The sequence below is a fragment of the Streptomyces sp. NPDC054813 genome, assembly GCF_053611365.1.
This window is the reverse complement of sequence record NZ_JBSHAF010000003.1, coordinates 280,194-296,577: the sequence shown is the minus strand read 5'-3', so window position 1 is coordinate 296,577 and position 16,384 is coordinate 280,194. Positions and strand designations below refer to the sequence as shown.

The 16,384-nt window shown below is 66.3% G+C and carries 29 protein-coding genes; all 29 read right to left on the bottom strand.

Annotated elements, in window-relative coordinates:
- Positions 1 to 51: 51 nt before the first annotated feature.
- On the bottom strand, positions 52 to 1,074 hold the full coding sequence (locus tag ACWGJB_RS07510; RefSeq protein WP_003966937.1) for a DNA-directed RNA polymerase subunit alpha: 1,023 nt from the start codon (positions 1,072 to 1,074) through the stop codon (positions 52 to 54).
- Positions 1,075 to 1,198: 124 nt separating this feature from the next.
- A complete protein-coding gene (rpsK, locus tag ACWGJB_RS07505; protein WP_003956432.1) occupies positions 1,199 to 1,603 on the bottom strand; it encodes a 30S ribosomal protein S11 in 405 nt (134 codons plus the stop codon).
- A 70-nt stretch (positions 1,604 to 1,673) separates the two neighbouring features.
- Positions 1,674 to 2,054 (bottom strand): 30S ribosomal protein S13, encoded by a 381-nt coding sequence (rpsM, locus tag ACWGJB_RS07500; protein WP_020941684.1) that lies wholly within the window; start codon positions 2,052 to 2,054, stop codon positions 1,674 to 1,676.
- Between the two features lie 208 nt (positions 2,055 to 2,262).
- Entirely contained in the window at positions 2,263 to 2,376 is a 114-nt protein-coding gene (rpmJ, locus tag ACWGJB_RS07495) for a 50S ribosomal protein L36 (protein ID WP_003998809.1), read from the bottom strand.
- A 61-nt stretch (positions 2,377 to 2,437) separates the two neighbouring features.
- Complete coding sequence (gene infA / locus ACWGJB_RS07490; protein WP_003948620.1) at positions 2,438 to 2,659, bottom strand: translation initiation factor IF-1; 222 nt, start codon at positions 2,657 to 2,659, stop codon at positions 2,438 to 2,440.
- 238 nt (positions 2,660 to 2,897) lie between these two features.
- On the bottom strand, positions 2,898 to 3,734 hold the full coding sequence (map, locus tag ACWGJB_RS07485) for a type I methionyl aminopeptidase (RefSeq protein ID WP_453379270.1): 837 nt from the start codon (positions 3,732 to 3,734) through the stop codon (positions 2,898 to 2,900).
- Between the two features lie 105 nt (positions 3,735 to 3,839).
- On the bottom strand, positions 3,840 to 4,505 hold the full coding sequence (locus tag ACWGJB_RS07480; protein WP_453379269.1) for an adenylate kinase: 666 nt from the start codon (positions 4,503 to 4,505) through the stop codon (positions 3,840 to 3,842).
- Positions 4,505 to 5,818, bottom strand: coding sequence for a preprotein translocase subunit SecY (gene secY / locus ACWGJB_RS07475; RefSeq protein ID WP_453379268.1), 1,314 nt, complete (start codon positions 5,816 to 5,818; stop codon positions 4,505 to 4,507). Before secY ends, ACWGJB_RS07480 begins: the two co-directional genes overlap by 1 nt.
- Before the next feature lie 608 nt (positions 5,819 to 6,426).
- Entirely contained in the window at positions 6,427 to 6,882 is a 456-nt protein-coding gene (gene rplO, locus ACWGJB_RS07470; RefSeq protein ID WP_007443991.1) for a 50S ribosomal protein L15, read from the bottom strand.
- Between the two features lie 2 nt (positions 6,883 to 6,884).
- Positions 6,885 to 7,067, bottom strand: a complete 183-nt coding sequence (gene rpmD, locus ACWGJB_RS07465) for a 50S ribosomal protein L30 (RefSeq protein WP_006376032.1) — start codon at positions 7,065 to 7,067, stop codon at positions 6,885 to 6,887.
- A complete protein-coding gene (gene rpsE / locus ACWGJB_RS07460; RefSeq protein WP_016645168.1) occupies positions 7,067 to 7,672 on the bottom strand; it encodes a 30S ribosomal protein S5 in 606 nt (201 codons plus the stop codon). Before rpsE ends, rpmD begins: the two co-directional genes overlap by 1 nt.
- 36 nt (positions 7,673 to 7,708) lie before the next feature.
- Complete coding sequence (gene rplR / locus ACWGJB_RS07455; protein WP_089099426.1) at positions 7,709 to 8,092, bottom strand: 50S ribosomal protein L18; 384 nt, start codon at positions 8,090 to 8,092, stop codon at positions 7,709 to 7,711.
- A gap of 3 nt (positions 8,093 to 8,095) precedes the next feature.
- Entirely contained in the window at positions 8,096 to 8,635 is a 540-nt protein-coding gene (gene rplF, locus ACWGJB_RS07450; protein ID WP_360487416.1) for a 50S ribosomal protein L6, read from the bottom strand.
- A 24-nt stretch (positions 8,636 to 8,659) separates the two neighbouring features.
- Positions 8,660 to 9,058 carry a 30S ribosomal protein S8 gene (gene rpsH, locus ACWGJB_RS07445; RefSeq protein ID WP_089099428.1) on the bottom strand — a complete coding sequence of 133 codons (399 nt, stop codon included), beginning with the start codon at positions 9,056 to 9,058 and terminating at the stop codon, positions 8,660 to 8,662.
- Positions 9,059 to 9,271: 213 nt separating this feature from the next.
- Positions 9,272 to 9,457 carry a type Z 30S ribosomal protein S14 gene (locus tag ACWGJB_RS07440; RefSeq protein WP_003948630.1) on the bottom strand — a complete coding sequence of 62 codons (186 nt, stop codon included), beginning with the start codon at positions 9,455 to 9,457 and terminating at the stop codon, positions 9,272 to 9,274.
- A 5-nt stretch (positions 9,458 to 9,462) separates the two neighbouring features.
- Positions 9,463 to 10,020, bottom strand: coding sequence for a 50S ribosomal protein L5 (gene rplE / locus ACWGJB_RS07435; RefSeq protein ID WP_093499638.1), 558 nt, complete (start codon positions 10,018 to 10,020; stop codon positions 9,463 to 9,465).
- The gene (rplX, locus tag ACWGJB_RS07430; protein ID WP_030967306.1) at positions 10,020 to 10,343 is read right to left on the bottom strand and encodes a 50S ribosomal protein L24; all 324 of its coding nucleotides are present in this window, start codon (positions 10,341 to 10,343) and stop codon (positions 10,020 to 10,022) included. The genes rplE and rplX overlap by 1 nt, the downstream gene beginning before the upstream one ends.
- Before the next feature lie 2 nt (positions 10,344 to 10,345).
- A complete protein-coding gene (gene rplN, locus ACWGJB_RS07425) occupies positions 10,346 to 10,714 on the bottom strand; it encodes a 50S ribosomal protein L14 (protein ID WP_003992364.1) in 369 nt (122 codons plus the stop codon).
- Positions 10,715 to 10,814: 100 nt separating this feature from the next.
- Positions 10,815 to 11,102: a 30S ribosomal protein S17 gene (gene rpsQ, locus ACWGJB_RS07420; RefSeq protein WP_189268843.1), complete on the bottom strand. Its 288-nt coding sequence runs from the start codon at positions 11,100 to 11,102 to the stop codon at positions 10,815 to 10,817.
- On the bottom strand, positions 11,102 to 11,326 hold the full coding sequence (rpmC, locus tag ACWGJB_RS07415) for a 50S ribosomal protein L29 (RefSeq protein WP_030174543.1): 225 nt from the start codon (positions 11,324 to 11,326) through the stop codon (positions 11,102 to 11,104). Before rpmC ends, rpsQ begins: the two co-directional genes overlap by 1 nt.
- Positions 11,326 to 11,745, bottom strand: coding sequence for a 50S ribosomal protein L16 (gene rplP / locus ACWGJB_RS07410; RefSeq protein ID WP_030788270.1), 420 nt, complete (start codon positions 11,743 to 11,745; stop codon positions 11,326 to 11,328). The genes rpmC and rplP overlap by 1 nt, the downstream gene beginning before the upstream one ends.
- A 5-nt stretch (positions 11,746 to 11,750) precedes the next feature.
- Positions 11,751 to 12,578: a 30S ribosomal protein S3 gene (rpsC, locus tag ACWGJB_RS07405; RefSeq protein ID WP_093499641.1), complete on the bottom strand. Its 828-nt coding sequence runs from the start codon at positions 12,576 to 12,578 to the stop codon at positions 11,751 to 11,753.
- Positions 12,578 to 12,925, bottom strand: a complete 348-nt coding sequence (rplV, locus tag ACWGJB_RS07400; protein WP_003974262.1) for a 50S ribosomal protein L22 — start codon at positions 12,923 to 12,925, stop codon at positions 12,578 to 12,580. Before rplV ends, rpsC begins: the two co-directional genes overlap by 1 nt.
- A 44-nt stretch (positions 12,926 to 12,969) precedes the next feature.
- Complete coding sequence (gene rpsS, locus ACWGJB_RS07395) at positions 12,970 to 13,251, bottom strand: 30S ribosomal protein S19 (protein ID WP_052580781.1); 282 nt, start codon at positions 13,249 to 13,251, stop codon at positions 12,970 to 12,972.
- Between the two features lie 12 nt (positions 13,252 to 13,263).
- A complete protein-coding gene (rplB, locus tag ACWGJB_RS07390; RefSeq protein WP_189268841.1) occupies positions 13,264 to 14,100 on the bottom strand; it encodes a 50S ribosomal protein L2 in 837 nt (278 codons plus the stop codon).
- A gap of 38 nt (positions 14,101 to 14,138) precedes the next feature.
- On the bottom strand, positions 14,139 to 14,558 hold the full coding sequence (gene rplW / locus ACWGJB_RS07385; RefSeq protein ID WP_362562744.1) for a 50S ribosomal protein L23: 420 nt from the start codon (positions 14,556 to 14,558) through the stop codon (positions 14,139 to 14,141).
- Positions 14,558 to 15,214 carry a 50S ribosomal protein L4 gene (gene rplD / locus ACWGJB_RS07380; RefSeq protein ID WP_352223083.1) on the bottom strand — a complete coding sequence of 219 codons (657 nt, stop codon included), beginning with the start codon at positions 15,212 to 15,214 and terminating at the stop codon, positions 14,558 to 14,560. The genes rplW and rplD overlap by 1 nt, the downstream gene beginning before the upstream one ends.
- A gap of 7 nt (positions 15,215 to 15,221) precedes the next feature.
- Positions 15,222 to 15,866: a 50S ribosomal protein L3 gene (rplC, locus tag ACWGJB_RS07375; protein WP_132890200.1), complete on the bottom strand. Its 645-nt coding sequence runs from the start codon at positions 15,864 to 15,866 to the stop codon at positions 15,222 to 15,224.
- A 17-nt stretch (positions 15,867 to 15,883) separates the two neighbouring features.
- Entirely contained in the window at positions 15,884 to 16,192 is a 309-nt protein-coding gene (gene rpsJ, locus ACWGJB_RS07370) for a 30S ribosomal protein S10 (RefSeq protein WP_003948644.1), read from the bottom strand.
- Positions 16,193 to 16,384 lie beyond the last annotated feature (192 nt).

The following is a 16,384-nucleotide window of genomic DNA, read 5'->3' as shown; positions in this document are numbered from 1 at the left end:
GATCAAGCACAGCGCACCCGCACCCGAGTACGGACCGCGCGGCCCGAGCTCTTAGTACTGCTCGGTCTCCACGAAGCCCGCGTCCGCGTCGTCGTCGGCACCGAAGGCGTCGGCGGCGGCGGTCGGGTCGAATCCGGGCGGGCTGTCCTTGAGGGCCAAGCCCATGCCGGCCAGCTTCGCCTTGACCTCGTCGATGGACTTCGCACCGAAGTTGCGGATGTCCAGGAGGTCGGCCTCGGAGCGCGCCACGAGCTCACCCACGGAGTGGATGCCCTCACGCTTGAGGCAGTTGTAGGAGCGGACCGTGAGCTCCAGCTCCTCGATCGGCAGCGCCAGATCGGCGGCCAGGGCAGCGTCCGTCGGGGACGGGCCCATGTCGATGCCCTCGGCGTCGATGTTCAGCTCACGGGCGAGACCGAACAGCTCGACCAGGGTCTTGCCGGCCGACGCCATGGCGTCACGCGGCCGCATGGCCTGCTTCGTCTCGACGTCGACGATCAGCTTGTCGAAGTCGGTGCGCTGCTCGACACGGGTCGCCTCGACCTTGTACGTGACCTTGAGCACCGGCGAGTAGATGGAGTCGACCGGGATACGGCCGATCTCCTGGCCCACCTGCTTGTTCTGCACGGCGGAGACGTAACCGCGGCCACGCTCGACCGTCAGCTCCATCTCCAGCTTGCCCTTGCCGTTGAGCGTGGCGAGGACCAGGTCGGGGTTGTGCACCTCGACACCGGCCGGGGGCGCGATATCGGCGGCGGTGACCAGACCCGGGCCCTGCTTGCGCAGGTACATCACGACCGGCTCGTCGTGCTCCGAGGAGACGACCAGCTGCTTGATGTTGAGGATCAGGTCGGTGACGTCCTCCTTGACGCCCGGCACGGTGGTGAACTCGTGCAGGACACCGTCGATGCGGATGCTGGTGACAGCAGCGCCGGGGATCGACGACAGGAGGGTGCGACGCAGGGAGTTGCCGAGGGTGTAGCCGAAGCCCGGCTCCAGCGGCTCGATCACGAACCGGGAGCGGAACTCGTCGACGACCTCTTCGGTCAACGAGGGACGCTGAGCGATCAGCATGTTGTGGATCCTTCAGTTGCGGGCGCCCGCTATTTGACGCCCTGCTGGTACTGCAAGGGTACGGGCGGTACGGCCCTTTTACGGAGCCGTACCGCCCGGAAACCTCAGGCCCGAAGGCGTCGCGTCAGACGCGGCGGCGCTTCGGCGGACGGCAGCCGTTGTGCGGGGTCGGGGTGACGTCCTGGATGGAGCCGACCTCGAGGCCCGTGGCCTGCAGGGAACGGATCGCGGTCTCACGACCGGAACCCGGGCCCTTCACGAACACGTCGACCTTGCGCATGCCGTGCTCCTGGGCGCGGCGGGCAGCCGACTCGGCGGCCATCTGCGCGGCGAACGGCGTGGACTTCCGGGAGCCCTTGAAGCCGACGTGGCCGGCGGAGGCCCAGGAGATCACGTTGCCGGACGGGTCCGTGATGGAGACGATCGTGTTGTTGAACGTGCTCTTGATGTGCGCGTGGCCGTGAGCGACGTTCTTCTTTTCCTTGCGGCGCACCTTCTTGGCAGCGCCCTGACGACCCTTGGGGGGCATCTAGTAACTCCTACGGGGAGGTGGTCGGTCCTACAGCGAAGACCGCTGATGAAGCGTTGTCCGCTGAGGACTACTTCTTGCCCGGCTTCTTCTTGCCGGCGATGGCGCGACGCGGGCCCTTGCGGGTGCGGGCGTTGGTGCTGGTGCGCTGACCGCGGACGGGCAGACCGCGGCGGTGACGCAGACCCTGGTAGCAGCCGATCTCGACCTTGCGGCGGATGTCGGCCTGGATCTCGCGACGGAGGTCACCCTCGGTCTTGATGTTGTTGTCGACGTACTCACGAATCGCGACCAGCTGCTCTTCAGTCAGGTCACGGACGCGGGTGTTCGGGTCGATGCCGGTCTCGGCCAGCGTCAGCTGGGAGAGCGTACGGCCGATGCCGAACACGTAGGTGAGGGCGACTTCCACACGCTTTTCGCGCGGGATGTCAACACCGGAAACGCGTGCCACTTCAATGGCTCCTGGTGATCTTCGGAGGTCTTCCGCAGGACCGGATCCCAGCCGCCGGCCTCTTCTGTTTCAAAGAGTAGGTACGACCTGGGTCCCCGGCCTCCGAACCGGGGGTGTCGAGCCGTGTGGGGCTCGGGCCCTGCGTATGAACAAATTCAGCTTGCGTCGCGCGAATCTCTGCGATGGATGCAGAGGGATCGGTCGTGCGTCAGCCCTGGCGCTGCTTGTGGCGCGGGTTCTCGCAGATGACCATGACCCGACCGTGACGGCGGATCACCCTGCACTTGTCGCAGATCTTCTTGACGCTCGGCTTGACCTTCATGGGATTGAGGTTCTCCGGGTCAGTTGCCGGCAGCCCCGCTCACACGGGACCTGGGCAAGATCTACTTGTATCGGTAGACGATCCGGCCACGCGTCAGGTCGTACGGAGACAACTCCACCACGACCCGGTCGTCAGGGAGGATGCGGATGTAGTGCATACGCATCTTGCCGCTGATGTGTGCCAGGACCTGGTGGCCGTTCTGGAGCTCGACCTTGAACATCGCGTTCGGAAGAGACTCGACGACAGTGCCCTCGATCTCGATGGCACCTTGCTTCTTGGCCACGCTTCGCCCTTCGAATCGACTACCTTGATCGACTCCCGCGTTTTCCCTTTCGGGCGCATGCGGACATGCGGGTGCACGAGAGCCGACGAGTCAGTCTACGTCAGCGCACCCGGAAAGACGAATCGGTGAAGTCTGCCCCACAGAGCAGATCATTAAGCGCCGTGCGCTGAAGCGCCCCTGTCAGGGGCGCGGGGAACTGCGCGCTCAGCCCCCACCCGGCCACAGCGTCGAAAAATGCTCAGGCCAGCGGATCCGGCGCAGCCGTGATCCCATGCTCGGCCAGCTTCGCCCGGCCCCCGTCGGGAGACGTCAGCACCAGGGGACCCTCTTCGGTCAGCGCAACGCTGTGCTCCCAGTGCGAGGACCAGGTCCCGTCGGTCGTGATGACCGTCCAGTCGTCCTCCAGCACCTCGGTCCGCGGCGTGCCCAGCGACACCATCGGCTCGATGGCCAGGCAGAACCCGGGGACCAGCTTCGGCCCCTTCCCCCGCCGCCGGTCGACGTAGTTCAGCAGGTGCGGGTCCATGTGCATCTCGGTGCCGATGCCGTGGCCGCCGTAGTCCTCGATGATCCCGTACCGGCCGCCGCCGGGCTTCGGCTGCCGGCGGATGTACGTCTCGATCGCCCGGGAGACGTCGACGAGCCGGCTCCCCTGCTTCATCGCCGCGATGCCGGCCCACATCGACTCCTCGGTCACCCGGGAGAGCTCGATCAGCTCCGGAGCGTGACCGGAGCCCACGAAGGCCGTGTAGGCGGCGTCACCGTGCCAGCCGTCGACGATCGCACCGCAGTCGATGGAGATGATGTCGCCGTCCTTGAGGACGACGTTGTCGGCCGGGATGCCGTGGACGACCACGTCGTTGACGGACGTGCAGATGGTGGCCGGGAAGCCGCCGTACCCGAGGAAGTTCGACTTGGCGCCGTGCTCGGCGAGGACCTTGCGGGCCACCTCGTCCAGGTCCTTGGTGCTGGCACCGGGGACCGCCACTTCGCGGGTGGCCGCGTGGATGGCGGCTACGACCAGGCCCGCCGCCCGCATCTTGGCGATCTGCTCGGGGGTCTTGATCTGCACCATGGGGGGCCTGCGCTCTCCGTCACTCACGTCAACGTCATCCGGATACCTGTACAACAGTACGGCCGCGGCACCCGAGGGGGCACCGCGGCCGGAACCGCCGCAGAACTACTTCTTTTCGTCCTCGTCCCGCCCCAGCGCTTCCAGCGCCCGACGGGTGATCTCGTCCACCGGGCCCAGCGAGGAGATCGTGCGGACCAGGCCCTGCGACTTGTAGTAGTCGATGATGGGCTCGGTCTGCGTGTGGTAGACCTCCAGCCGCGTACGGACGGTGTCCTCGGAGTCGTCGTCGCGCTGGTAGAGCTCGCCGCCGCAGATGTCGCAGACACCCTCGACCTTCGGCGGGCTGTACGTCACGTGGAAGACGTGGCCGTTGTCCTTGCGGCAGATGCGGCGGCCCGCGATCCGCTTGACGACCTCGTCCTCCGGGACCTCGAGGTCGAGTACGGCGTCGAGCTTGATGCCCTCGCTCTTCAGCAGCTCGTCGAGCGCCTCGGCCTGCGAGACGTTGCGCGGGAACCCGTCCAGCAGGAAACCGCCGGTCGCGTCCGGCTGCTCCATGCGGTCCTTGGCCATGGCGATGGTGACCTCGTCCGGGACGAGGTTGCCGGCGTCCATGTAGGACTTCGCGAGTTTCCCGAGATCCGTCTGCTGGCTGATGTTGGCCCGGAACAGGTCGCCCGTGGAGATGTGCGGGATCTTCAGCTTCTCGGCGAGGCGAACGGCTTGCGTTCCCTTACCGGCACCAGGCGGCCCGACGAGGACGATTCGCATCAGCGGAGGAACCCTTCGTAATTGCGCTGCTGAAGCTGGCTCTCGATCTGCTTCACCGTCTCCAGTCCCACACCCACGATGATGAGGATGCTGGTACCACCGAACGGGAAGTTGTTGCTTGCCCCAAAACCAACCAACGCCATCGTCGGTACGAGAGCGATCAGCCCCAGATACAGCGAACCCGGCCAGGTGATCCGGTTGAGCACGTACGAGAGGTACTCAGCGGTCGGTCGGCCAGCCCGGATGCCCGGGATGAAGCCACCATACTTCTTCATGTTGTCGGCTACTTCTTCGGGGTTGAAGGAGATGGCGACATAGAAGAACGCGAAGAAAACGATGAGCAAGAAGTACGAAACGATGTAAACCGGGTGGGTGCCCTTGGTCAGGTTCGTCTCGACCCAGGTCTTCCAGCCCGAGTTCCCGCCCGCGAACTGGGCGACCAGTGCCGGGATGTAGAGCAGCGACGAAGCGAAGATGACCGGGATCACACCGGCCTGGTTCACCTTGAGCGGGATGTACGTCGACGTACCGCCGTACGACCGGCGGCCGATCATGCGCTTCGCGTACTGGACCGGGATCCGGCGCTGGGCCTGCTCGACGAAGACCACCAGGGCGACCATGATCAGGCCGACCGCGATGACGCTGCCGAACTCGATCCAGCCGCCGGCCAGGGTGCCCTGCTTCTTGATGGCCCACAGCGCGGACGGGAAGGTCGCGGCGATCGAGATGAACATCAGGATCGACATGCCGTTGCCGATGCCGCGGTCGGTGATCAGCTCACCGAGCCACATGACGACGGCCGTACCGGCGGTCATGCAGATCACCATCGTGATGGTGGTGAAGATCGCCTGGTCCGGCACGATGCTGGAGGCGACCGTGCAGCCGTTGAAGAGGGCGCCGCTGCGGGCGGTGGCGACCAGGCCGGTGCCCTGCAGGATGGCCAGTGCCACCGTCAGGTAACGGGTGTACTGGGTGATCTTCGTCGTGCCCGCCTGGCCCTCCTTCTTCAGGGCTTCCAGGCGCGGGATGACCACGGTCAGCAGCTGCAGAATGATGCTGGCGGTGATGTACGGCATGATGCCGAGCGCGAAGATCGTGATCTGGAGCAGCGCACCACCGCTGAACATGTTGACGAGACCGAACAGGCCCTGGTTGCCGGAGGCCTCGTTCACACACGTCTGAACGGCTTTGTAGTTGACGCCGGGGATCGGGATATGGGTGCCGACCCGGTAGACCACGATGATGGCCAGCGTGAAGACCAGTTTCTTGCGCAGGTCGGGCGTCCTGAACGCCCGGGCGAACGCGGTGAGCACGGTGCCTCCTGCGACCCCCGCGTGTGCGCGCGTGAGGTGGATGACTAAGGGTTTGATGGCCGGTGGAACGAGATTACGGCATGCCAAGACGGCGCTGGATACCAGCGGCCCAGCCTACCCATATAGAGGTCCCTGCGGGACACCGTTCCGCATGGCTCTTCCGGAGCAATGTCTCGAACACGTGCGCCGTCGGCCTGCTTCCGCCCCCTGCACTCCGAGTTCGGGTGCCGAATCCGCCACGGCCGACCGGCCGACGTCCGCATCGGTCCGCGTGGCCTCCTGTCGTGAAGCACGGGGCCACACGGCGTTTGCCGCCGCCCCCGAGCCGCATCCCGGGCTGGACGACGTCCCGGGCGCCCCACCACGCAGCCGCCCGTGCACGGCGTCTCCATCGCGCCTGCGTGCTCTCGGCCTCCGCCACCACCGCGGCACGAATTCCGGCGAACAGGTCGTGACCATCACCCGTGTGGCGGGAAGCAGCGGCGGCGGAACGCCCGTAGGGCCGTGAAAACGCCCGTGGCGCCGTGAAATGAGAACGGCCGGGGACGCCCTCTTGCGAGGGCCGTCCCCGGCCGTTTCCGCTGACCTGGGTCAGGTGTCTACCGGGCTCAGACGAGCTCGGTGACGGTGCCGCCGGCGGCGGTGATCTTCTCCTTGGCGGAGCCGGAGACGGCGTCGACCGTCACCTGGAGCGCCACGGAGACCTCACCCTGGCCGAGCACCTTGACGAGGCTGTTCTTGCGAACGGCACCCTTGGCGACGAGCCCCTCGACGGTGACCTCGCCACCCTCCGGGTACAGCGCGGCCAGCTTGTCGAGGTTCACGACCTGGAACTCGGTCTTGAACGGGTTCTTGAAGCCCTTCAGCTTCGGAAGACGCATGTGGAGGGGCATCTGGCCACCCTCGAAGCGCTCCGGAACCTGGTAACGGGCCTTCGTACCCTTGGTACCACGACCAGCCGTCTTACCCTTCGACGCCTCACCACGACCCACACGGGTCTTGGCGGTCTTGGCGCCCGGGGCGGGACGGAGGTTGTGGATCTTGAGCGGGTTGTTCTCCGCCATGATCAGTCGACCTCCTCGACCGTCACGAGGTGGCGGACGGTGTGCACCATTCCGCGGAACTCGGGGCGGTCCTCCTTGACGACCACGGTGTTGATCCCCTTGAGACCAAGAGACCGCAGGGTGTCACGGTGGTTCTGCTTGCTGCCGATGTACGACTTCGTCTGCGTGACCTTGAGGCGAGCCATTACGCACCCGCCCCGGCACGTGCACGAAGGAGAGCCGCGGGGGCGACGTCCTCGAGGGGCAGACCGCGGCGGGCCGCGATCTCCTCGGGACGCTGCAGGCCCTTGAGGGCCGCCACGGTCGCGTGCACGATGTTGATCGCGTTGTCGGAGCCCAGGGACTTCGACAGGATGTCGTGAACGCCGGCGCACTCGAGCACGGCACGCACCGGGCCACCGGCGATAACACCGGTACCGGGGGAAGCCGGCTTGAGCAGGACGACGCCCGCGGCCTTCTCACCCTGGATCGGGTGCGGGATGGTGCCCTGGATACGGGGGACCTTGAAGAAGTGCTTCTTGGCCTCCTCAACACCCTTGGCGATGGCGGCCGGCACCTCCTTGGCCTTGCCGTAACCGACACCCACGGTGCCGTCACCGTCGCCCACCACGACCAGCGCGGTAAAGCTGAAGCGACGACCACCCTTCACAACCTTGGCGACGCGGTTGATCGCGACAACGCGCTCAACGTACGCGGTCTTCTCGGCGGCAGCAGCGCCGCCGTCACGGCCCTTCCGGTCCCGCCGCTCGCCGCCACCGGCACCGCCACCGCGGCGCTGGGGTCCAGCCATTGGATTACCTCTCTCTTTCCGCTAGCTACAAGCGGCTCAGAACTTGAGCCCGGCTTCGCGGGCGGCGTCCGCCAGGGCGGCGATGCGCCCCGCGTACTGGTTGCCACCACGGTCGAACACCACGGCCTCGACACCGGCGGCCTTGGCACGCTCGGCGACCAGAGCGCCGACCTGCTTGGCCTGCGCGGACTTGTCACCCTCGCCACCGCGGACCGAGGTGTCCAGCGTGGACGCCGACGCCAGGGTGTGACCCTTGATGTCGTCGATCACCTGGGCCACGATGTGGCGGTTCGAGCGGGTAACTACCAGACGGGGACGCTCCGCCGTACCGGAAATGTTCTTACGGATCCGGATGTGGCGGCGCTTGATCGCGGCGCGCTTGTAGGCGTCGCCCTTGAGGATCTTCTGTCCGTATGCCATGGCTTACTTACCCGCCTTTCCGACCTTGCGGCGGATGACTTCGCCCTCGTACTTGACGCCCTTGGCCTTGTACGGGTCGGGCTTGCGCAGCTTGCGGATGTTGGCCGCAACCTCGCCGACCTTCTGCTTGTCGATGCCCTCGACCTGGAAGCGGGTCGGGTTCTCCACCTTGAAGGAGATGCCCTCGGGGGCCTCGACCAGGATCGGGTGGCTGTAACCGAGCGCGAACTCGAGGTTCGCGCCCTTGGCGGTCACGCGGTAACCGACACCACTGATTTCGAGCTTCTTCACGTAACCCTGGGTCACGCCGGTGATCATGTTCGCCACCAGCGTGCGGGACAGGCCGTGCAGGGCCTTGCTCTGACGCTCGTCGTTGGGGCGGGTCACCGCGAGAGTGCCGTCCTCGCCCTTGGCGATGTCGATCGGAGCCACGATGGTGTGGGTCAGCTCGCCCTTGGGGCCCTTGACCTTCACCGTGCGACCGTCGATGGTGACGTCCACGCCGGCGGGAACCGCGATGGGGAGCTTGCCGATACGCGACATAGCTGTTTCCTCCGTTCCCTTCTGCTACCAGACGTAGGCGAGGACTTCCCCGCCTACGCCCTTCTTGCCGGCCTGCTTGTCGGTGAGGAGCCCGTGCGACGTGGAGATGATCGCCACGCCGAGGCCGCCCAGCACCTTGGGCAGGGAGGTGGACTTCGCGTACACCCGGAGACCGGGCTTGGAGATCCGCTTGATGCCCGCGATGGAGCGCTCACGGTTGGGACCGAACTTCAGGTCCAGGACGAGGTTCTTGCCGACCTCGGCGTCCTCGACCTTCCAGCCCGTGATGAAGCCCTCCTGCTGGAGGATCTCCGCGATGTGAGACTTGATCTTGGACGCCGGCATCGTCACGGAGTCGTGGTACGCCGAGTTCGCGTTCCGCAGACGCGTCAGCATGTCTGCGATCGGATCAGTCATGGTCATGAATTGGCCTGTGGCCTCTCTCGCCGGGGTTTCCTGGTGCGCCATCCCTCTCCCCGATCCGAGACGGGGCGGGTGCGGCGCGGTGGACCTACGGCGTAGTAAGTCGTACGGGCGACTGTCAGGCGCCCAACCCTCCAAGCCTAAGCCATGAAGGGGTGGGCGCCTGACACGCCCATTGCTTACCGAGAGCCTCCGGAATCCCTAAAAGGGGGATTACCAGGAGCTCTTGGTCACGCCCGGCAGCTCGCCACGGTGAGCCATCTCACGAAGGCACACGCGGCACAGGCCGAACTTGCGGTACACGGAGTGCGGGCGGCCACAACGCTGGCAGCGGGTGTAGCCACGCACACCGAACTTCGGCTTGCGAGCAGCCTTGGCAATCAGAGCCTTCTTCGCCATCTCGCTCACGCCTCCTTGAAGGGGAAGCCGAGGTGACGAAGGAGCGCGCGGCCCTCAGCGTCGTTGGTCGCCGTGGTCACCACGGTGATGTCCATACCCCGGGTGCGGTCGATCTTGTCCTGGTCGATCTCGTGGAACATGACCTGCTCCGTGAGACCGAAGGTGTAGTTGCCACGGCCGTCGAACTGCTTGGGGGACAGACCACGGAAGTCGCGGATGCGCGGCAGCGCGAGCGACAGGGTGCGGTCCAGGAACTCCCACATGCGGTCGCCACGGAGCGTGACGTGGGCACCGATCGGCTGACCCTCACGCAGCTTGAACTGCGCGATGGACTTGCGGGCCTTGGTGACGGCCGGCTTCTGACCGGTGATGGTGGTCAGGTCGCGGATCGCGCCCTCGATCAGCTTCGAGTCACGGGCGGCGTCGCCGACACCCATGTTGACCACGATCTTGACGAGGCCGGGGATCTGCATGACGTTCTCGTACTTGAACTCGTCACGCAGCTTGCCCGCGATCTCCTCGCGGTACTTCAGCTTCAGACGCGGAGCAGTGGTGGTAGCCATCAGATGTCCTCACCCGTCCGCTTGGCAACGCGGATCTTGTTGCCTTCGTCGTCGAAGCGGTAACCGACACGCGTGACAACCTTGTTGCCGTCCTTCTCAACGACCAGCTGGACGTTGGAGACGTGGACGGGCGCCTCGGTCGTGACGATGCCGCCGGCCTGCGAACCGCGAGCGGTCGGGCCGGCCTTGGTGTGCTTCTTGACCCGGTTGACACCCTCGACCAGGACGCGGTCCTCGCGGGGGTAGGCCGCGATGACCTTGCCCTGCTTGCCCTTGTCCTTACCGGTGATGACCTGGACCAGGTCGCCCTTCTTGATCTTCATGCTTACAGCACCTCCGGAGCCAGCGAGATGATCTTCATGAACTTCTTCTCGCGCAGCTCACGGCCGACCGGGCCGAAGATACGGGTACCACGAGGGTCGCCGTCGTTCTTCAGAATGACGGCGGCGTTCTCGTCGAACCGGATGTACGAGCCGTCCGGACGGCGGCGCTCCTTGACGGTGCGAACGATGACCGCCTTGATGACGTCACCCTTCTTCACGTTGCCGCCGGGGATCGCGTCCTTGACGGTGGCGACGATGACGTCACCGATGCCCGCGTAGCGGCGACCGGAGCCACCGAGCACACGGATGCAAAGGATTTCCTTCGCCCCCGTGTTGTCGGCGACGCGCAGTCGCGACTCCTGCTGGATCACGTCTATCTCCTGTGTGTCTGCCGGTTCCCCGGGGGCCGTTCAGAGGAACGGCCCCCGGAGCCTGGCGGAACTGTCCTGCGAGGGGTGCCCCGCAGGAGACTTACTTGGCCTTCTCGAGGATCTCGACGACGCGCCAGCGCTTCGTCGCGGACAGCGGCCGGGTCTCCATGAGGAGGACACGGTCGCCGACGCCCGCGGCGTTCTGCTCGTCGTGTGCCTTGAGCTTGTTCGTACGGCGGATGACCTTGCCGTACAGCGCGTGCTTGACGCGGTCCTCGACGGCGACGACGACGGTCTTGTCCATCTTGTCGCTGACGACGAGACCCTCACGGGTCTTGCGGAAGCTGCCGCGCGCCTCAGTGTTCTCAGTCACGTTGCTCTCGCTCATCAGGCGCTCTCCACCGTCTCGATGCCCAGCTCGCGCTCACGCATCAGGGTGTAGATCCGCGCGATGTCCTTACGGACGGCCTTGAGCCGACCGTGGTTCTCGAGCTGACCCGTCGCCGCCTGGAAGCGGAGGTTGAACAGCTCTTCCTTGGCCTCGCGGAGCTTGCCAAGAAGCTCCTCGTTGCCCAGCTCGCGCAGCTCGGACGCCTTGGTACCGGCCGACATCACGCTTCACCTGCCTCGCGCTTGACGATCCGGCACTTCATCGGCAGCTTGTGGGCTGCGCGAGTCAGGGCCTCACGGGCGATCTTCTCGTTGGGGTAGGACAGCTCGAACATGACCCGGCCCGGGTGCACGTTCGCGATCCACCACTCCGGAGAACCCTTACCGGAACCCATGCGGGTCTCGGCAGGCTTCTTCGTCAGCGGGCGGTCCGGGTAGATGTTGATCCAGACCTTGCCGCCACGCTTGATGTGGCGGGTCATCGCGATACGGGCCGCCTCGATCTGGCGGTTGGTCACGTACGCCGGCGTGAGGGCCTGGATGCCGTACTCGCCGAACGCGACCGTGGTACCGCCCTTGGCCTCACCACGACGCTTCGGGTGGTGCTGCTTGCGGTGCTTGACCCTACGGGGGATCAGCATGTCGGTCAGGCCTCCGTTCCGGTGCTCTCAGCAGCCGGAGCGGCAGCGGCCTCGGCCTGGGGGGCCTCGGCAGCGGGAGCCTGCTGCGGCTTGCGACCGCGCCGCTCGCCACCACGGCCACCACGGGCCGGGCGGTCACCAGCGCCACCACCACGGGCCGGGCGGTTGCCGGCGCGGGCAGCGGCGTTCTCGGCGCGGACCTCGGCGATGTTCTTGACGTCGCCCTTGTAGATCCAGACCTTCACACCGATGCGGCCGAAGGTCGTCTTGGCCTCGAAGAAGCCGTAGTCCACGTTCGCGCGGAGCGTGTGCAGGGGCACACGGCCCTCGCGGTAGAACTCCGAGCGGGACATCTCGGCGCCGCCGAGGCGGCCACCGCACTGGATCTTGATGCCCTTGGCGCCGGCCTTCATGGCGGACTGCATGCTCTTGCGCATGGCCCGACGGAAGGAGACGCGGGAGGACAGCTGCTCGGCGACGGCCTGGGCCACCAGCTGAGCGTCCGTCTCCGGGTTCTTGACCTCGAGGATGTTCAGCTGGACCTGCTTGCCGGTCAGCTTCTCCAGGTCACCGCGGATGCGGTCGGCCTCGGCGCCGCGGCGGCCGATGACGATGCCCGGACGCGCGGTGTGGATGTCCACGCGGACGCGGTCACGGGTGCGCTCGATCTCGACCTTCGAGATACCGGCGCGCTCCATGCCGGACGTCATCATCCGACGGATGGCGACGTCTTCCTTGACGTAGTCCTTGTACAGCTTGTCGGCGTACCACCGGGACTTGAAGTCCGTGGTGACACCGAGCCGGAACCCATGCGGGTTAACCTTCTGGCCCATTACCGGGTTCCTTCCTTGCTGCTGACGACCACGGTGATGTGGCTGGTCCGCTTGCGGATCCGGTAGGCACGGCCCTGAGCACGCGGACGGAACCGCTTCAGGGTCGGACCCTCGTCGACGTACGCCTCGGAGATGAAGAGGCTGTCGGCGTCGGTGTGGTCGTAGTTGTGCGCGGCGTTGGCGATGGCGCTGTCGAGCACCTTGCCGACCGGCACGGAGGCTGCCTGCGGAGCGAATCGCAGAACAGCCTGAGCCTCCGTGGCATCCATGCCACGGATAAGGTCCACCACGCGGCGGGCCTTCATGGGCGTAACGCGGATGTACCGCGCCTGGGCCCTGGCTTCCATGGTTGTCCCTCTCAGTTACTTACGTGTCTGAATGCGATCCGCTACTAGCGGCGCTTCGACTTCCGGTCGTCCTTGACGTGGCCCCGGAAGGTGCGGGTCGGCGAGAACTCGCCGAGCTTGTGGCCGACCATCGACTCGGTGACGAACACCGGGATGTGGATCTTGCCGTTGTGCACCGCGAGGGTGTGACCCAGCATGGCCGGGACGATCATCGAGCGGCGGGACCAGGTCTTGATGACGTTCTTGGTGCCGGCTTCGTTCTGGGCGTCCACCTTCTTGATCAGGTGGTCGTCGACGAAGGGCCCCTTCTTCAAGCTACGAGGCATCTCAACCAGTCCTTAACGCTTCTTGTTCGTCTTGCGGCGGCGGACGATGTACTTGTTCGACGCCTTCTTGGGCGAACGAGTACGACCTTCCTTCTTGCCCCACGGGGAGACGGGGTGACGACCACCGGACGTCCGGCCCTCACCACCACCGTGCGGGTGGTCGACCGGGTTCATGACGACACCACGGACGGTCGGGCGAACGCCCAGCCACCGCTTGCGGCCGGCCTTGCCCCAGTTGATGTTGCTCTGCTCGGCGTTGCCGACCTCACCGACGGTGGCGCGGCAGCGCGCGTCCACCATGCGGATCTCGCCGGACGGCATACGGAGGGTCGCCATGGCGCCCTCACGGGCGAGCAGCTGCACCGAGGCGCCCGCGGAACGGGCGAACTTGGCGCCACCACCGGGACGGAGCTCGATCGCGTGGATCGTGGTACCGACCGGGATGTTGCGGAGGGCCAGGTTGTTGCCCGGCTTGATGTCGGCCCCGGGACCGTTCTCCACGGTGTCGCCCTGCTGCAGGTTGCGCGGGGCGAGGATGTAGCGCTTCTCGCCGTCCGCGTAGTGCAGCAGCGCGATGCGCGCGGTGCGGTTGGGGTCGTACTCGATGTGCGCGACCTTCGCCGGCACGCCGTCCTTGTCGTGACGACGGAAGTCGATCACTCGGAAGGCGCGCTTGTGTCCGCCACCCTGGTGGCGAACGGTCACACGACCGGCGTTGTTACGGCCGCCCTTGCTGTGCAGCGGGCGGACCAGCGACTTCTCCGGCGTGGACCGCGTGACCTCGACGAAGTCGGCGACGCTGGCGCCACGACGGCCCGGCGTAGTCGGCTTGTACTTGCGGATTCCCATTTCTCAGTCCTCGTCCGATATCGGACGATCCGACCCGCTTACGCGGACGGACCGCCGAAGATGTCGATACGGTCGCCCTCGGCGAGGGTCACGATCGCGCGCTTGGAGCCCGCGCGCTGACCGAAACCGGTCTTGGTGCGCTTGCGCTTGCCCTGGCGGTTGAGGGTGTTGACCCCGGTGACCTTGACGTCGAAGACCGCCTGGACGGCCTGCTTGATCTGGGTCTTGTTGGCGCCCGGGGCGACGATGAACGTGTACTTGCCCTCGTCGAGAAGCGCGTAGCTCTTCTCCGAGACGACCGGCTTGAGCAGCACGTCACGGTGGTCCGTGAAGGACTTGCTCAGCGGGGTCTCGACGGTGTTCTTGCCCTCGGCCTCGTGGCGGCGCGCCTTGGCGACGCGCGCGGCCTTGGCGGCCTTGGCAGCCTTCGAGGCGATGCTCGGGTGACGGGTAGCCATCAGACCTCGGTCCCTTCGGTGTCGTTGGCCTTCGGGCCGGCGACGAAGGACTCGAAAGCGGCCTGGGTGAAGACCACGTCGTCCGAGACGAGAACGTCGTACGTGTTCAGCTGGCCCGGCTCCAGGATGTGGACCTGGGGCAGGTTGCGGGCGGACAGCCACGCGGCCTCGTCGGCGCGGTCGACGACCAGGAGCAGGTTCTTGCGCTCCGAGATCTTGCCGAACAGCGTGCGAGCGGCCTTGGTGCTGGGGTTCTCGCCCTCGACCACGCCGGAGACGACGTGGATGCGGTTGTGGCGCGCCCGGTCGGTGAGGGCGTGACGCAGAGCGGCAGCCTTCATCTTCTTCGGGGTGCGCTGCGAGTAGTCACGCGGCTGCGGGCCGTGGACGACGCCACCGCCGGCGAACTGCGGGGCGCGGGTCGAACCCTGACGGGCGCGACCGGTGCCCTTCTGGCGGTACGGCTTCTTGCCGCCACCACGGACCTCGCCACGGGTCTTCGTCTTGTGGGTGCCCTGGCGGGCAGCGGCCAGCTGTGCGACGACGACCTGGTGAAGCAGCGGAACGCTGACCTTCTCTACGTCGAAGATCTCCGCGGGGAGCTCGACGCTACCGGCCTTCTCGCCAGCGGGCGAAAGGATGTCAACAGTGCTCATCGGTACCTCAGGCCCCCTTGGCCGCGGTGCGGACCAGGACGAGGCCGCCGTTCGGACCGGGAACCGCGCCCTTGATGAGCAGCAGACCCTTCTCCGCGTCAACGGCGTGGACGGTCAGGTTCTGGGTGGTGACCCGCTCGTTGCCCATGCGACCCGCCATGCGGAGGCCCTTGAACACGCGGCCCGGGGTGGCGCAGCCACCGATGGAACCGGGAGAGCGGTGCTTGCGCTGGGTGCCGTGACCGGCGCCGAGGCCCTTGAAGTTGTGACGCTTCATGACACCGGCGAAGCCCTTGCCCTTGCTCTTGCCGGTGACGTCGACCTTCACGCCGGCCTCGAAGACCTCGGCGGTGACTTCCTGACCGAGGGTGTACTCGGTGGCGTCGGCCGTCCGGATCTCGACAAGGTGACGACGGGGGGTGACGTCGGCCTTCGCGAAGTGGCCCTTGAGGGGCTTGTTCACCTTGCGCGGGTCGATCTCGCCGAAGGCGAGCTGGACGGACTCGTAGCCGTCGACGTCGTTGGTACGGACCTGGGTGACGACGTTGGGGCCGGCCTTGACGACGGTGACCGGGACGACACGGTTGTTCTCGTCCCACACCTGCGTCATGCCGAGCTTCTCGCCCAGGATGCCCTTGATCTGCTTAGCCATTCTCAGATCACCGACCCTCAGAGCTTGATCTCGATGTCGACACCGGCCGGGAGGTCGAGTCGCATCAGAGAGTCAACGGTCTTGGGGGTCGGGTCGAGGATGTCGATCAGGCGCTTGTGCGTGCGCATCTCGAAGTGCTCGCGCGAGTCCTTGTACTTGTGCGGCGACTTGATGACGCAGTACACGTTCTTCTCAGTGGGCAGCGGCACCGGGCCCGCGACCGACGCACCAGTGCGGGTCACCGTCTCGACGATCTTCTTCGCCGAAGAGTCGATGACCTCGTGGTCGTAGGCCTTGAGCCGGATGCGGATCTTCTGTCCCGCCATGGCTACTCAGTAGTCCTGTCTCTTCTTACGCTCCGGAACCCGGCGGATTCCTTCTGCTGCCTTCGTTCTCTCCGACCCACGCGGTCGGGCGTGTCGCGCTCCCGCTGACACAGATGCCCCTTGTTCGAACATCCCTGCGGGGAATGCACACGGCCCTTCCGGAACCGCAAGCCGGGGGCGGAAGGCCCACCG

Excerpts from the sequence above, each read along its gene's own strand:
- rpmC (WP_030174543.1), bottom strand. The coding sequence starts at position 11,326 with ATGTCGGCCGGTACCAAGGCGTCCGAGCTGCGCGAGCTGGGCAACGAG.
- rpsQ (WP_189268843.1), bottom strand. The coding sequence starts at position 11,102 with ATGAGCGAGAGCAACGTGACTGAGAACACTGAGGCGCGCGGCAGCTTC.
- rplX (WP_030967306.1), bottom strand. The coding sequence starts at position 10,343 with ATGAAGATCAAGAAGGGCGACCTGGTCCAGGTCATCACCGGTAAGGAC.
- rplO (WP_007443991.1), bottom strand. The coding sequence starts at position 6,882 with ATGGCGGAGAACAACCCGCTCAAGATCCACAACCTCCGTCCCGCCCCG.
- ACWGJB_RS07510 (WP_003966937.1), bottom strand. The coding sequence starts at position 1,074 with ATGCTGATCGCTCAGCGTCCCTCGTTGACCGAAGAGGTCGTCGACGAG.
- rplP (WP_030788270.1), bottom strand. The coding sequence starts at position 11,745 with ATGCTGATCCCCCGTAGGGTCAAGCACCGCAAGCAGCACCACCCGAAG.
- rplE (WP_093499638.1), bottom strand. The coding sequence starts at position 10,020 with ATGGCTACCACCACTGCTCCGCGTCTGAAGCTGAAGTACCGCGAGGAG.
- rplV (WP_003974262.1), bottom strand. The coding sequence starts at position 12,925 with ATGGAAGCCAGGGCCCAGGCGCGGTACATCCGCGTTACGCCCATGAAG.
- rpsK (WP_003956432.1), bottom strand. The coding sequence starts at position 1,603 with ATGCCCCCCAAGGGTCGTCAGGGCGCTGCCAAGAAGGTGCGCCGCAAG.
- ACWGJB_RS07480 (WP_453379269.1), bottom strand. The coding sequence starts at position 4,505 with ATGCGAATCGTCCTCGTCGGGCCGCCTGGTGCCGGTAAGGGAACGCAA.
- rpsC (WP_093499641.1), bottom strand. The coding sequence starts at position 12,578 with ATGGGCCAGAAGGTTAACCCGCATGGGTTCCGGCTCGGTGTCACCACG.
- rplR (WP_089099426.1), bottom strand. The coding sequence starts at position 8,092 with ATGGCATACGGACAGAAGATCCTCAAGGGCGACGCCTACAAGCGCGCC.
- rplW (WP_362562744.1), bottom strand. The coding sequence starts at position 14,558 with ATGGCTACCCGTCACCCGAGCATCGCCTCGAAGGCTGCCAAGGCCGCC.
- rplC (WP_132890200.1), bottom strand. The coding sequence starts at position 15,866 with ATGGCTAAGCAGATCAAGGGCATCCTGGGCGAGAAGCTCGGCATGACG.
- rpsE (WP_016645168.1), bottom strand. The coding sequence starts at position 7,672 with ATGGCTGGACCCCAGCGCCGCGGTGGCGGTGCCGGTGGCGGCGAGCGG.
- rplF (WP_360487416.1), bottom strand. The coding sequence starts at position 8,635 with ATGTCGCGTATCGGCAAGCTCCCCATCGCGGTTCCCGCCGGCGTGGAC.
- rpmJ (WP_003998809.1), bottom strand. The coding sequence starts at position 2,376 with ATGAAGGTCAAGCCGAGCGTCAAGAAGATCTGCGACAAGTGCAGGGTG.
- rplD (WP_352223083.1), bottom strand. The coding sequence starts at position 15,214 with ATGAGCACTGTTGACATCCTTTCGCCCGCTGGCGAGAAGGCCGGTAGC.
- rpsJ (WP_003948644.1), bottom strand. The coding sequence starts at position 16,192 with ATGGCGGGACAGAAGATCCGCATCCGGCTCAAGGCCTACGACCACGAG.
- rpsS (WP_052580781.1), bottom strand. The coding sequence starts at position 13,251 with ATGCCTCGTAGCTTGAAGAAGGGGCCCTTCGTCGACGACCACCTGATC.
- rplB (WP_189268841.1), bottom strand. The coding sequence starts at position 14,100 with ATGGGAATCCGCAAGTACAAGCCGACTACGCCGGGCCGTCGTGGCGCC.
- map (WP_453379270.1), bottom strand. The coding sequence starts at position 3,734 with ATGGTGCAGATCAAGACCCCCGAGCAGATCGCCAAGATGCGGGCGGCG.
- rpmD (WP_006376032.1), bottom strand. The coding sequence starts at position 7,067 with ATGGCTCGCCTCAAGGTCACGCAGACGAAGTCGTACATCGGCAGCAAG.
- ACWGJB_RS07440 (WP_003948630.1), bottom strand. The coding sequence starts at position 9,457 with ATGGCGAAGAAGGCTCTGATTGCCAAGGCTGCTCGCAAGCCGAAGTTC.
- rpsH (WP_089099428.1), bottom strand. The coding sequence starts at position 9,058 with ATGACCATGACTGATCCGATCGCAGACATGCTGACGCGTCTGCGGAAC.